Source organism: Levilactobacillus namurensis DSM 19117, from assembly GCF_001434785.1.
Lineage (GTDB): Bacteria > Bacillota > Bacilli > Lactobacillales > Lactobacillaceae > Levilactobacillus > Levilactobacillus namurensis.
On sequence record NZ_AZDT01000011.1, the window covers coordinates 32600 to 45598 of the forward strand.

12 protein-coding genes and 1 other RNA gene are annotated in these 12999 nt (G+C 48.7%); 5 read left to right on the forward strand and 8 right to left on the reverse strand.

Annotated features, from left to right (window positions below; translation table 11 throughout):
• Positions 1-107 precede the first annotated feature (107 nt).
• From rnpB to FD30_RS02760, 3 genes are all read right to left on the reverse strand, one after another.
• An RNA gene (gene rnpB / locus FD30_RS11395) (RNase P RNA component class B) lies at positions 108-481 on the reverse strand.
• A gap of 20 nt (positions 482-501) precedes the next feature.
• Positions 502-855, reverse strand: coding sequence for a cell division regulator GpsB (gene gpsB / locus FD30_RS02755; protein WP_024746351.1), 354 nt, complete (start codon positions 853-855; stop codon positions 502-504).
• 54 nt (positions 856-909) lie between these two features.
• Positions 910-1479 (reverse strand): SLOG family protein, encoded by a 570-nt coding sequence (locus tag FD30_RS02760; protein ID WP_024746352.1) that lies wholly within the window; start codon positions 1477-1479, stop codon positions 910-912.
• Between the two features lie 188 nt (positions 1480-1667).
• Here FD30_RS02760 and recU point away from each other — a divergent pair, with 188 nt between their 5' ends.
• Both recU and FD30_RS02770 read left to right on the forward strand, forming a co-directional pair.
• Positions 1668-2273 (forward strand): Holliday junction resolvase RecU, encoded by a 606-nt coding sequence (gene recU, locus FD30_RS02765; RefSeq protein ID WP_056943801.1) that lies wholly within the window; start codon positions 1668-1670, stop codon positions 2271-2273.
• A 40-nt stretch (positions 2274-2313) separates the two neighbouring features.
• Positions 2314-4638 (forward strand): transglycosylase domain-containing protein, encoded by a 2325-nt coding sequence (locus FD30_RS02770; protein ID WP_056943802.1) that lies wholly within the window; start codon positions 2314-2316, stop codon positions 4636-4638.
• A gap of 401 nt (positions 4639-5039) precedes the next feature.
• Here the strand turns inward: FD30_RS02770 and FD30_RS02775 are convergent, their stop codons facing one another.
• The gene (locus FD30_RS02775; protein WP_056943803.1) at positions 5040-5522 is read right to left on the reverse strand and encodes a GNAT family N-acetyltransferase; all 483 of its coding nucleotides are present in this window, start codon (positions 5520-5522) and stop codon (positions 5040-5042) included.
• Positions 5523-5751: 229 nt separating this feature from the next.
• Here FD30_RS02775 and FD30_RS02780 point away from each other — a divergent pair, with 229 nt between their 5' ends.
• Complete coding sequence (locus FD30_RS02780; protein ID WP_056943804.1) at positions 5752-7092, forward strand: amidohydrolase family protein; 1341 nt, start codon at positions 5752-5754, stop codon at positions 7090-7092.
• A 94-nt stretch (positions 7093-7186) separates the two neighbouring features.
• On the opposite strand, the gene nudC is transcribed toward FD30_RS02780, so the two are convergent.
• A complete protein-coding gene (gene nudC, locus FD30_RS02785; RefSeq protein WP_056943805.1) occupies positions 7187-8008 on the reverse strand; it encodes an NAD(+) diphosphatase in 822 nt (273 codons plus the stop codon).
• A 241-nt stretch (positions 8009-8249) separates the two neighbouring features.
• On the opposite strand from nudC, the gene FD30_RS02790 reads away from it, so the two are divergent.
• On the forward strand, positions 8250-8651 hold the full coding sequence (locus tag FD30_RS02790) for an aggregation-promoting factor C-terminal-like domain-containing protein (protein ID WP_024746358.1): 402 nt from the start codon (positions 8250-8252) through the stop codon (positions 8649-8651).
• Positions 8652-8790: 139 nt separating this feature from the next.
• On the opposite strand, the gene FD30_RS02795 is transcribed toward FD30_RS02790, so the two are convergent.
• Entirely contained in the window at positions 8791-9609 is an 819-nt protein-coding gene (locus FD30_RS02795; protein ID WP_056943806.1) for a Cof-type HAD-IIB family hydrolase, read from the reverse strand.
• 104 nt (positions 9610-9713) lie between these two features.
• Entirely contained in the window at positions 9714-10643 is a 930-nt protein-coding gene (gene rihB, locus FD30_RS02800) for a ribosylpyrimidine nucleosidase (protein ID WP_056943807.1), read from the reverse strand.
• Positions 10644-10747: 104 nt separating this feature from the next.
• Here rihB and yeiL point away from each other — a divergent pair, with 104 nt between their 5' ends.
• Positions 10748-11425, forward strand: a complete 678-nt coding sequence (yeiL, locus tag FD30_RS02805) for a transcriptional regulator YeiL (protein ID WP_056943808.1) — start codon at positions 10748-10750, stop codon at positions 11423-11425.
• 50 nt (positions 11426-11475) lie between these two features.
• On the opposite strand, the gene FD30_RS02810 is transcribed toward yeiL, so the two are convergent.
• Complete coding sequence (locus FD30_RS02810) at positions 11476-12879, reverse strand: APC family permease (RefSeq protein WP_056943809.1); 1404 nt, start codon at positions 12877-12879, stop codon at positions 11476-11478.
• Positions 12880-12999: the final 120 nt, after the last annotated feature.

Genomic DNA, 12999 nt, shown 5'->3' on the forward strand with positions numbered 1-12999 from the left:
TCTGTAGTCTATCATAACATCTGCTAACGGCGAAAAGGTTAAAAGACGCGTTTTAATGCATAAAAAAAGTGAGAGCCGAAGCCCTCACCACCTGACTAAGTGCAGATCCCTGTAAGCCATGTTTTGTACCACAACATCATTCAGGCAACCATGTTGTGGCGGTAATCATCTATCTCAGACATCTCTGTCTGCCCCACGCGTCGTTCAATTCCATACGTGAAGCTCCCCTACCAAAGTTTGGGTTTCCCGCTCGAGGGGTTTACCGCGTTCCACCGATTAGGTTTCCCTAACCGTATCGTCACTGTGGCACTTTCAGGAGTACTCGGACATAGCCGAAGCCTTAGCCGTTTTCCTCCGCCGTAACGTGCAAGCACGTCCGCCGGCTTATTTTTTCACCGACCACGAACACTACAGGCATCGCAGCCTGTGCGAGAATGGACTTTCCTCAGCCGACATAAGCCGACCGCAATTACCCAGGATCTACACCGTCAAAATATAATTTTACAAACGATGTGACTCGTTTGGATCATTATCTAGTTGTGAACCGAAAACGTGCCGTTCCAAGTTGGAGAGCCGCTTCAAAATATCCATATTGGTGACATTTGAAGATGCCGGATTGGCTGCTGCGGCTTGCGGTTGACTCCCGCCGACTTGAACCTGCTTGGTTAATTCGTCGACTTTTGCCAATAACCGTTCGTTTTCGTCTTGAAGCCGTTGATTCTCTTTAACAAAAGTGTCGTAATCCTTGATAACGTTGTCTAAGAAGCTGTCAACGTCGTCTGGATCGTAACCCCGCATCTTTTGGCGGAATTGCTTTTGTAAAATCTCCTTAGGAGTAAAATTAACGTTTTCCATTGATCTCTACACCTCGTTGTCTTATCGAACCGGCAATTAATATAATACCAGTTTTTAATCAAATTGGGAACTATTTTTCAAATTTTCTTGATATTCGTTGGCGCTCTCTTGTAACCAATCCATGTCAATCAATGTAAGGGGGTACGAGTGGCGCTCCTGAAACCGGTCAATGGCTTGATAATCATACTTAGGCTTGCCCGGTACTTCTAAATCATAAACCAAGACGGCCTCGTCCGTGTGACTTAACATAAATTCTTGATAGTTTCTTAATTGTTGGGGCCCGTGATAGGGTTGTGCACTAACCGACTGATGAAAATCAACCCGACTGGCAATTTGCAGATACTTGGCCTGATTGGTTTCGTTCCAGTTATGACCGAAATCCGCGAAAGGCGTCATCATGGCCACGTTAAGCTCAGGATAATCCGCTTTAAGGGACACCCCCACTTCGGCTGCCCATTGCTCAACCCCTAGTTGGCCACCAGTAATTAACCAGTCCGTGCCATTTTCAATTTTATCGATCAGCAGCTTCTTCAGTGTCTCCTTGATCACGAGCAACTTAGGATCTTGATCACCAAAGACACCTAGTTCGTAACTACGGTACCCCGTAAGCCATAACCGACTCACCACATCACCCTCCTCTAATGTAGAAACGCTACCTTTAGTGTAGCGAAAAAGAAGTGGCCGGGCAATCGATATGCCAACTTTTTTATTCGTTGAGCGCGTATCGATTGGGTTTAGGAGTTTTTATTTTGGGGTGACCTTGGTATAATGATTTTAACTGGGCCGACCAGCCTGAAGGAGTGTGAGGCACCATGACCATCCGGTATCCCAATGGGCATGCCTACCGAGCGCCTGCGACCAAGCAACACCCCCACTTCTCGAGTACCTATACTAACTACGGTAAACGGGGAATGTCCTTGGAAGAGGCACTCAATGAAAGTAATGTATACTACGAAACTCAGGGTCTCGCGGTCGTTCATAAGAAACCTACCCCGATCAAGATCGTTAAAGTCGATTATCCTAAGCGTAGCGCCGCAGTGATTAAAGAAGCTTACTTTAGTACGGCATCTACGACCGACTATAATGGCGTCTATCGGGGACATTATCTTGATTTTGATGCGAAGGAAACGCGCAATAAAACGTCGTTTCCCCTGAAGAACTTCCATCAACATCAGATCGACCACTTACGGGCCTGTACCGCTCAGGGTGGTATTTGTTTTGCCATCATTAAATTTGTTGCTCACGACGAGATTTATCTCTACCCCGCCGCCGAGTTGTTCACCTTTTGGGACGCACAAGTATCCGGTGGTCGTAAGTCGATTCCCTATCAAGAAATCGTCGACCACGGGTACCTGTTGCCCCCGCAAATTCAGCCGCTAGTTCCTTATCTAACGGCCGTGGATCAGCTACTAGCCTAATCATTGAGCTGATCACGTTTAAATTGCAAAGGAGATTACCATGTCTAGTAACAATAACACGCGGGAAACCCGCATGAGTCGCAATGCCGACCGTTCAACGGGTCCCCAAAGACCGCACAATGGCTGGCGAACTTTTCGCCGAATCCTTTACGTCATCGTTGCGGTGATCGTACTGGGAATCTTGGCCGGTGCAGGGCTGTTCTTCTACTATGCCCAAAGCGCGCCTAAGATTACTCAAAGCGCCCTCTCAAGTGATGCTTCGACTCGGGTCTACGATGCCAACGGTAAAGTCATTTCTCGACTAGGCGCTCAAAACCGGACTTACGTTAAATCCGATCAAATCCCAGTCTTGCTCAAGAAGGCTGTGGTCTCGACCGAAGATCGCCGGTTCTATAAGAATAGCGGAATCGATCCAGTGCGGATCGTTGGAGCCGCCTTTGCCAACATCAGTGGTTCTTCACTGGGTATGCAAGGTGGGAGTACGCTAACGCAGCAGTTGGTCAAGTTGTCGGTCTTTTCAACAGCGGCCTCTGACCGGACTTTGAAGCGTAAGGCGCAAGAAGCCTGGTTGGCTTTGAAGGTTGATCACAACTATTCCAAGGACCAGATTCTAGAATATTACATTAACAAGGTCTACATGGGGAACGGGGTTTACGGTATGCAAACGGCCGCCCAATACTACTATGGGAAGAAGTTAAGTCAGTTAAACTTGGCGCAACTGGCCCAGTTAGCTGGGATGCCCCAATCACCAAGCAATTACGATCCAATCCACTATCCACAATACGCTAAGCAACGGCGGGACCTGGTCTTACAAGCCATGGCTAAAAACGATGTGATTACGTCCGCGCAAGCTCAAGAAGCTGAGGCGACCAGCGTTTCGACTGGTTTGGTTAAGAATCACGCCGCCACAACTAACGTGAACGCGAAGACCACTAAAGTCGTAGATGCTTATTTGAAACAGGTCTACCAGGAACTACGGTCTAAGGGGTATAACACGACCCGTGGCGGACTAAAAGTTTACACCAACTTAGATATGGGTGCCCAAAGGAAGTTGTACGATATCGTAAACACCAATAATTACGTGGCCTTTCCGTCTAACAAGTTCCAAGTCGGGTCAACCATTGTTAACCCCAACAACGGGAAAGTGGTCGCGATGATTGGTGGTCGGAAGACGGGCAAGGTTACCTTCGGATTGAACCGGGCCGTTCAAACGGATCGGTCTAGCGCATCGACGGCTAAGCCCTTGATGGACTACGGTCCAGCCATTCAATACCTCAACTACCCCACTTACGAACCCGTGAAGGATACGGCCTTTACCTACCCCGGCACGGATAAGAGCCTATACGACTGGGATAAAAAGTATCAAGGGACCATCACCATGCGGAAGGCCCTTTATGAATCACGGAACATCCCAGCGGTACGGACTTTACAAAACGTAGGAATCAGTAAAGCGACGACCTTCCTAAAGGGCTTGGGTATGACGTTTGACAAGAAGTTGACCCTGCAAAATGGGATTGGGTTGTACATCTCCTCCGAGCAGGAAGCTGCCGCATACGGGGCTTTTGCCAACGGTGGAACCTACTACAAGCCTTACCTGGTATCTAAGGTCGTCACTCAGGACGGAAAAGCCCACAACTACGCGTCGACTGGGAAACGTGCTATGTCGACAGCAACGGCGTTCATGCTGACGGATATGATGAAAGACGTTATGACGGAATCAAGCGGTTCTGGACGTTCAGCTGCGATTTCTGGGTTGTACCAAGCCGGAAAGACCGGGACGGACTCCTACCCTGACGATTACGTGAACAAGGTTCCGGATGGCGCTACCATGGATTCCTGGTTTACGGGATACACCAAGAACTATTCCGTTTCCGTTTGGACCGGGTACGATAAACAATTTGAAACGGGCCACTATGTCAGTGAGACCCAGACGACCATTGCACAAGAGATCTATAAGTACGAAATGAGCTACTTGGCCTCTAAGAGTACCAACTCCGACTGGACAGTCCCTAGCGACGTCACCGAGACCCGGCAAAACGGGAAGACGGAATACTACGTCACGGGCCATCCCGGAACGGTTACCGATGGGACCACGACCAGTCAGTACAGCTCAACCAATACCACGAGCTCTTCTGCCTATAGCAGCAACGGTCAAGTCACAACCAATAGCAGTTCCCGGAACAATACGTCAACCACGGAGAACAGCACGTCAAAGGAATCTTCAAGTACGGAACAGAAACCAGCCGGTGGTGATGGTAATGATGACTCATCCGCTACCAGTACGACGGAGGCTTCTTCGTCCGCGGCTAGTTCCACTACAGACAGTGATAATAATCATACTGTTTCCAACGATACCAACAGTTAAAGCTTAGTCTTAAAAAGATGCCCAACTCGGGAAACCGGCGATGGGCATCTTTTTTGCGTGCTCCGGTGGCCCCTGAACCCGGGGCTGACCTGCTAGTGACTAGTTTGGTGTGAGGCCAGTTTAGGTGTGAGTAGTGGTAGTGGTGGTTGTTTTGTGTGCGTTAAGTTAAAGTAATTTTTATGCGTTTACTTCTTTTTAATCTCCGATTAACCGAATGCTACTAACGGCCGTTTATCTCGCCCACTCAACCTACCCTCACCCCTTGGTGGCAAAATCTTAACTAGGTTGTCAGCCCATCTGAGGAGCATGCCATCCTTTTTCATTAAGCTATCTCCAGTGACTCCAACTCACCGCACCAAAAAGGCGGTTAAACCCGTTCCGTTCACCCGCCCTACACGCTTCTAGATTAAGGTCTTTTGATAAAACTGATCCATGGCGGTATGCACCGCCGTCTTCAGGGGACCCGGTAACCGTGTAAATCCTAGTTTCTGGTAGACGTGGACCGCAGCGGCCAATCGATGGTGCGTTTCAAGGTAAAGCGTGCGATAACCAGCCTGTCGCGCAAACGCCTCGACCCGCGCAATGAGCTGGTAACTGAGACCATACCCCTGAGCATCACGACGCAGGTAGAGCTTCTGTAACTCAGCGATTCGTTGTGACGCATCGTACGCGGCACAACCGGCACCGCCGACTACTTCTCCTTGCGCATTCACCACCACCCAATATTTTCGGTCTGGAGCGGCAGCGTAATAGTCGCTCAAGTGGTCAAGATTCTTATCAAAATATGCGGCTCCCGGAATCGCTAAATCCGCCGCTCGCAAGTCATCTTGTAAAATTTTCTTTATGGCGGCATTATCAGTTGCCTGAATCTCTCTAATCTGCATCTTACGACCCCCGTTCTTTAATCGCTCAATTAGCGTACCACAACTGCTCGTGAATGCCCACTGGTTACGTCGTCGGCATCTCCCCACAACACGCAATTTCTACAGCAATTTTTCTTTAAAAGTGCACGTTAAATCGTTTTAACTTGGTTCTTCCTCAGAGTCCGTTTACAGGCTCTAGGGAACATGCTAGGTTAAGCCTAAACAATTTTTCTGAAAGGTGGTCCAGTCCATGTCTTCCGAACTGGTTATCCAAGGTTCTCTGTTTACGCCCGTCTCGCCCACCGAATTCACATTTCTCCGCCAAGCCTTAGTCTGTATTGACTCGACGGGAACGATTGCCCGTATCGTTCGCGCAACGGATACCGACTATTCGGACGTTCAGCAGACTGCTCAACGCTTAGATCACCTCTGGCAGCTGCCCCATAATCAGTACATTCTCCCGGGCTTTATCGACCTCCATGTCCACGCGCCTCAGTGGCCCCAAGCCGGATTAGCGCTGGATCGACCATTAGACCAGTGGCTCAACACCTATACGTTTCCCTTAGAAGCCAAGTTTGCGGACACTACCTACGCGACCAAGGTCTACCACCATCTGGTTCATGAACTACTCCGTAATGGCACCACAACCGCCATGTACTTCGGTACCCTCCATCTCGACGCCAACTTAGCCCTGGCCCGCCAATGTGCCCAACAGGGACAACGGGGCTTCATCGGCCAATTAGCGATGGACAATCCTGACCAAACCCCCGCCACTTACCGCCAAACCTCCTCCCAAGAAGCCCTGCAAACCACGGAGCGTTTCATCGTTCAGCTACAGTGCCTGGCTAAAACCACTGGCGCCGCACTGACCCCCGTCATCACGCCCCGGTTCGTCCCTAGCTGTACGGTCGAAACTCTACGTGGGTTAGGGGGCTTAGCCCACCGTAATGATCTGCCGATTCAATCGCACTGCAGTGAAAGCAACTGGGAAGAACAGTACGCGGAATTGACCTATCATCAGCGCGATGCGGCCGTTTTAGACCAGTTCCAACTCCTGACGCCACGCTCCGTGATGGCCCATGGTACTCAGCTGAATGCCGACGACTTGACCCTCTTCGCCGACCGACAAACGACTGTGGCCCATTGCCCCATCTCAAATTGCTACTTCGGTAACGCCGTATTCCCCGTCCAACAAGCCCTCAACCACCAGGTCAACGTGGGCTTAGGTAGTGATTTGTCCGGTGGCTTCACCCCCAGTCTCTACCGTAACCTGCAACAAGCCGTGATGTCTTCGCAACAGTTACAAGATGGTGTTGACGCTCAAGTAGCACCGGCACAACGGGGACGGGGAACGGGCCGTATCTCTGCGACCACGGCTTTCTACCTGGCCACTAAGGGCGGGGCTAAGGGACTAAACCTCCAGACCGGACAACTACGCGCCGGCTTCGCTGCCGACTTGCAGATTGTCACGGATCGCTTGGGAACTCTAATGCCCAACGACGCTCACAGTGTCTTCGAACGCCTGATGTACCAAACCACCCCCGCGGAAATCGCCACTGTATTCGTTCGCGGCCGCCAAGTCATCGGTTAGTCGCTACACTGCCCTAGAGCTTTTACGCACTCACGTTTAAACGGCCACCTCTCCGTACCAGGAAAGGTGGCCGTTTACTTAAATTCACGTACGCTTAAACTTGGTGGTTGCGGAAAGCCTCAATCATCGACCACGTGAGACTCGACGTACTATCATCGTGGGGAATCTTCTCCCGGGAGAACCACTTGGCCTGCGACAACTCGTCTTTTTCCAAGTGGATCGGTAAGTCTTGGTCCAGCTCCGCGAAGTAGCCGACCAATAACGACCCCGAGAATGCCCAGGGCTGGCTCCCAAAGTACTGTAAGTGATGTACGGTCAAGCCTACTTCTTCTTGGACTTCACGTCGAACCGTGTCCTCCAACGTCTCCCCAATCTCCGCGTAACCTGAAATCAAGGCGTACTTCTGGTAGCCTCGCAAGAACTTGGTCATCAGGATACGGTTACCCTGCGTCACGCCTACAATGATGGCCGGCGCAATGGTCGGGAATACGATTCGGTGGCAATTCGGACACCGTAAGGCCCGTTCCTGCTTATCCGCGACCATTCCGTGACCGCAGTGGCCACAGAACCGGTTATTCGCATACCATTCCCCCAACTGAGCCGCGGTCGCTGCGCCAAACCCCAGCCACTGGGGAACCAGATGCTCCAAGCGTTTAACCGGTGTAAAGCTGTACCCCACAGGCAGCGTCGCCGGCGCCGTCAACAGGTAAAAGGCCGTCTGATCGATGGTCAGCAGGTACGTGTAGGCCGCTAGGGGAAACTCCCAGTCCGCCGCAATCTTCTGATAGGTCGGCAACTGACCCGAACAGGTCACGACCTGGTGGTTCCGGTACAGTACGACAACGTCATCTTGGGTTGGCTGACGGCGCCGTGAATAGTGATTATCCAAAAATTTTGGTTGAATATCTTGAAACACTGATGCCCATCTCCTTTTAGCTTAGGTCCTTAACCCTAACGTATCATTTAGCCAATTAAGGACATTTGTCTAAAACTATTGTTCGCTTTTTCGGGATTTCCTTGAATTTATCCCCCGTTTAGCCTAATTTTACGGCGTGTGACAGCTATTTAATACCCTAGTAATTAGTTAGTAATCTCTTTGTCATACTCATCTAGTATGCTACTCACTGATGATAAACCAAAGGGAGTTATTTAAAAAGATGTCAAAACTTAAACTGAAAATCGCTGCGGCGTTACTACTGTTTGGCTTTTCATTCGGAATGGTCACCGACGTGGCGACCAGCGTAATGCCTCAAGTCGAAACCACGGCGCAAGCGTCGAGTAAAGTATCCGCGCGTCAGAAAAAACAAATCGCTAAAATCAATGCTTCATTATCTAAGAAACAAAAGGCTGCTAAAAAGTGGATTGCCTATCGTGAATCTCGTTACAGCTACACGGCATCCAACGGTTCCTGTTACGGCCGTTACCAACTTTTAAAGGCCTACCTACACGGGAACTATTCCCCCGTTAACCAAGAAAAGATGGCCAACAAGTACGTTGCTGGTCGGTATGGTTCCTGGACCAAGGCTAAGAAGTTCTGGCAGAGCCACCACTGGTACTAATGCTTAATTCAAATCATTTTCCCGCCGTTCTCCTAGAGAACGGTATTTTTTTGTCGTAATTTCGATGGCCATTAATATTCGGTAGAACCTCTTCGCCATGAACTAAAAAAGATTCCCCAGCAATGGGAAATCTTTCTCACTAGTCGCTCAATACCAACTGTTCAATCGCATCTGCCACACCACGTTCATAGTCGTGTGGCGTCACCAACTTGGCCACCCGTTGAACTTCCGGGATGCCATTAGCTACCGAGACAGGCATCCCCACCTTGGTCAACATCCCCAGGTCATTGGCATTGTCCCCGATGGCGATGATCTCCGCGGCAGTCACCCCTAATTTACGTCCTAACGCTAAGATGGCATTGCCCTTATCGACCCCCGCATGATTCACTTCCATGTAGATGCCCGACGAATAAGTGCAGTTGATCTGGGTAAACGCTTGGGTCACGGCCTGATAGACTGCCTGCCGGACTTTCAAATCAGGGTTCATGCAGATGACCTTCATAATCTGCTGATTCTTGAACTGCGTGAAATCGCCAACCATTTCGGTGAACTGCACACCGCGAGTCGCCAAGTAAGCTTGGTCATCCGCTCTTAAGCGATCAATATAGAGATGATCTAACGTATAAACGTGAATATCGACATCGAACTGACGCATAATGGCGAAGACTTGCGCTGCCTCATCATACGGCATCGCATTGCTCACCACGACTTGGTTCCCCTGGTTCTCGACCACCACGCCACCGTTATAGGACACCACGTATTGATTAGGTTGCTGATACAAGTGCAATTGCTTTAAAAGGTTCTGCACACTGAGAAAGCTCCGCCCCGTGTTAGGAACGAACTTGACCCCACGCTGGGTTGCCCGCTTAATCGCCTCAACGTTAGCCGGTGAAATACTCCCGTCCTGTCGTAAAAGCGTTTCGTCTAAGTCGCTGGTGATGATTTTATACACCGTCATCCGTCCCTTCTCATCTGAATAGTTCCACTATACCATAGCTCACTGGTTCAAATAAACTGGTCTATGCCAAAAATGGTCAGGGAAAAATTCCCTGACCATCTTACTCAATACTTTCGTAGGCAGAATTCAACTAAATCCCAAAACCGATTCGTATCAATGGAAATACCAACATTTGCATTCGGCTGATGTTCCAGCACATGATGTTCATCACACACCGTTCGTCCATACGATGGTCCCCGATTAATATCAACCGTAACGTACATGGGCTTAACTTGAAACATTTTTGGATTAATAAGGTAACCAATCGTAGTTGCATCATGCACCGGACCAGCCTTTAAGCCAAAGGCCTCAAACTGAGTTTTTAACGTAAAACTCATCAAATCGCTGAATAGGGTTCCTGCAACGTTCCCGACAGCGGCCATTCGTTTAATAATATCTTCTGTACAGATTGTTTGATTCGTTAAATCAAGTCCCATCATGGTTATTGGAGCACCCGATTTAAAGACATCATACGCCGCTTCAGGATCAGCAAAGATATTAAATTCTGCAGACGGGGTAAAGTTTCCTGTACCATAAGCACCACCCATTAACACAATTTCTTTAACTTTAGGAATAATGCGGGGTTCTAACCGCATCGCTACAGCAATATTCGTTAACGGCCCTGTAGGCACTAATGTAATGTCACCATCACTTGCCATTAAAGTCTCAATAATAAACTGAATCGCATTTTTGGACTCCACCTGTCGCTGTAACGGATCAAAAGTTGGACCGTCTAACCCCGTCTCACCATGAACGTTTCCAGCTACCACCTGTTGTCGAACCAATGGCTGAGGCATTCCTGCATAAAATTTAGTTGAAATCCCCAGTAACTGTGCAACATTCAACCCATTACGAACTGTTTTTTCTAACGTCTGATTTCCCGCCACAATCGTCACGCCTAATAGCTCAATTGCTGGGTGAGCCGCCGCCATCAATAAAGCAATCGCATCATCATGTCCAGGATCACAGTCCAAAATAATTTTTCGTGGTGTCATCTGCCTAACCTCCTATAAAATTCACAACTAACTTTAACAACATCTATTATATGAAACCGTTTGCTATACTAAGTATGAGATTTCTCACCTAGGAGGCTAAAATGATGCACCAATTAAAAAACACCACATTAATTCAGCAACTAGCAACCACTAGCCAATTCAATCATCAATTCTCAACAAATCTAGCGACTAAAGCGGACCTAGTCCTGATTTCTGCAGGGGACCAAGTCGTGACACAAGGCAAAGCAGCCGATACTTTATGGTACTTAGCCCGGGGGCGTACTAAACTAACAACCACCCTAGCCAATGGCAAAATCGCGCTAATTGATTTCTTTACAACACCTTGTTTCATTGGTGAGATGGAATTTATTGATCACCAACCTACTTACACCTTTACGGTCACTGCTCTGAGCGACTGCTGGTGCTTTCGATTACCTGTAGCGCCCTATCGCCAAAGACTCCTTCAGGACTCACACTTTCTTCAACAACTTTGCCAATACTTTGTACATAAAAATTATCGAAATATCCAAACAGCTACCCGAAATCAAAGTTTTCCCTTAGTCCAACGACTAGCGGCTTTTATCTTGTTGACGGCGCATAATGACCAATATACCGAAAAAAACACCCAGGTGGCTGAATACCTAGGCGTTTCTTATCGGCATTTACTCTATGTCTTTTCCCAACTAGTTAAGGATGGTAGCTTAACCCGAACGCATCCTGGATACCACATCATTAATCACCAATACCTTCGATCTCTTGCTTACGATGTCCAACATTCCTAAAAAAGCGCCAGCGTCACCGATAATTTTGGTAACAATGACGCTTAACACAATTAAGCACTCTGTTGCAGCTTGGAGTGTTTCAAGCCATAAACAAAATAAATCACGAGACCTAACAGTAACCACAGTCCCACTGAGACCTTCGTGATGTTCGGCAGCATCACAATAAAGTATAGACTGGAGAGACCAGCCAAAATAGGCAAGAAGGGATACCATGGCATTTTAAAGCCCTTATTCGGCAAATCATGCCGTCGCCGTAACGGAATAACGCCAAAGGAAATAAAGGCAAAGGCCAGTAAAGTTCCGGCATTAATCAGGGAAGCCAACTGGGTCAAGGGGACCAATCCCGCAAAGAAGGCTTGCACAATGGTCGCAACAATGATGGCGTTTAACGGAACGACATGTTTATAACTGATCTTTCCCATCTTAGCGGGTAACAATCCATCTCGCCCTAAAGCGTAGACCAAGCGTGATCCCCCGAAGAACATGGTAATCATAGCCGTAAAAATCCCAATCAAAGCCCCGATAGTAATCAGCTTATTCCAGGTGTTCAAGTGAATCAGCTGTAGCGCGTAAGCCGCAGGATCGTCCACGTTCAATTGCTTATAGTTAACGATTCCGGTCAAAACAAACGAGAACGCGACGTACAGGATCACCGAAACCAAGACCGTGCCCAAGATTCCCCGAACCACGTTTTTTTCGGGCTCGATGGTTTCTGCGGAATTGGCTGCGAGGGCATCAAACCCAATAAAGGCAAAGAATACGGTCGCCGCAGCGGTCGAAATGCCCCCTAAACCAAACGGTGTGGTCCGGAACTGCTTAGGGTAAAACGGCACGTAGTTTTCGGTCTTAATATAAAATGCCCCAACCACAATAAATAAAATAATAATGGCTACTTTCACCACGACCGCGAAGTTCTCGACCTTCTTCGACAAATTCGCCCCTTGCGCGATAATCAACGCAATGACCAACACAATTAACGTAGCGGACAGGTTGATTACCCCGCCCTCCATGGGACCCGCTTGCAGGGTCTTGGGGAGGTTAATACCCATGGCTGCCAGGATGTTGTTATTGAAGTACGCCGCAAATCCGGTCGCTTCCGCAGAAACCGCTAGGAAGTACTCGAGAATCAAGGCCCAGCCCAGGATCCAGCCTACCACTTCACCGTAGATGACTGACCCGAATGAATAGGCCGACCCCGCCACCGGCATCGCTGATGAGAACTCCGCGTAGGCCATGCCCACGATTCCAGACACCAAGGCCGCTAACAGAAACGCGATGGCCACCGCGGGACCCGCGTGCAACGCAGCTTCATGTCCGGGCAGAATGAAAATCCCAGTTCCAATGACCGCACCGATTCCTAACGCCACCAAATCCCGGGCCCGTAAGGTTTTGGTTAACCGTGAATCAGCTTTTAAATAGGTGCTGACTGACTCCTTTTTAAAGATATCTTTCATACTTGGCCTCCCGATTTGCAAAATTTTCAATGTCCAATTTTCTAACCTTAATCTAATTTAATTGTCCTGAATTATTCATACCTTTCAAAAAAGTCGTCAGTTTTCATGTTTTTCAAAAAC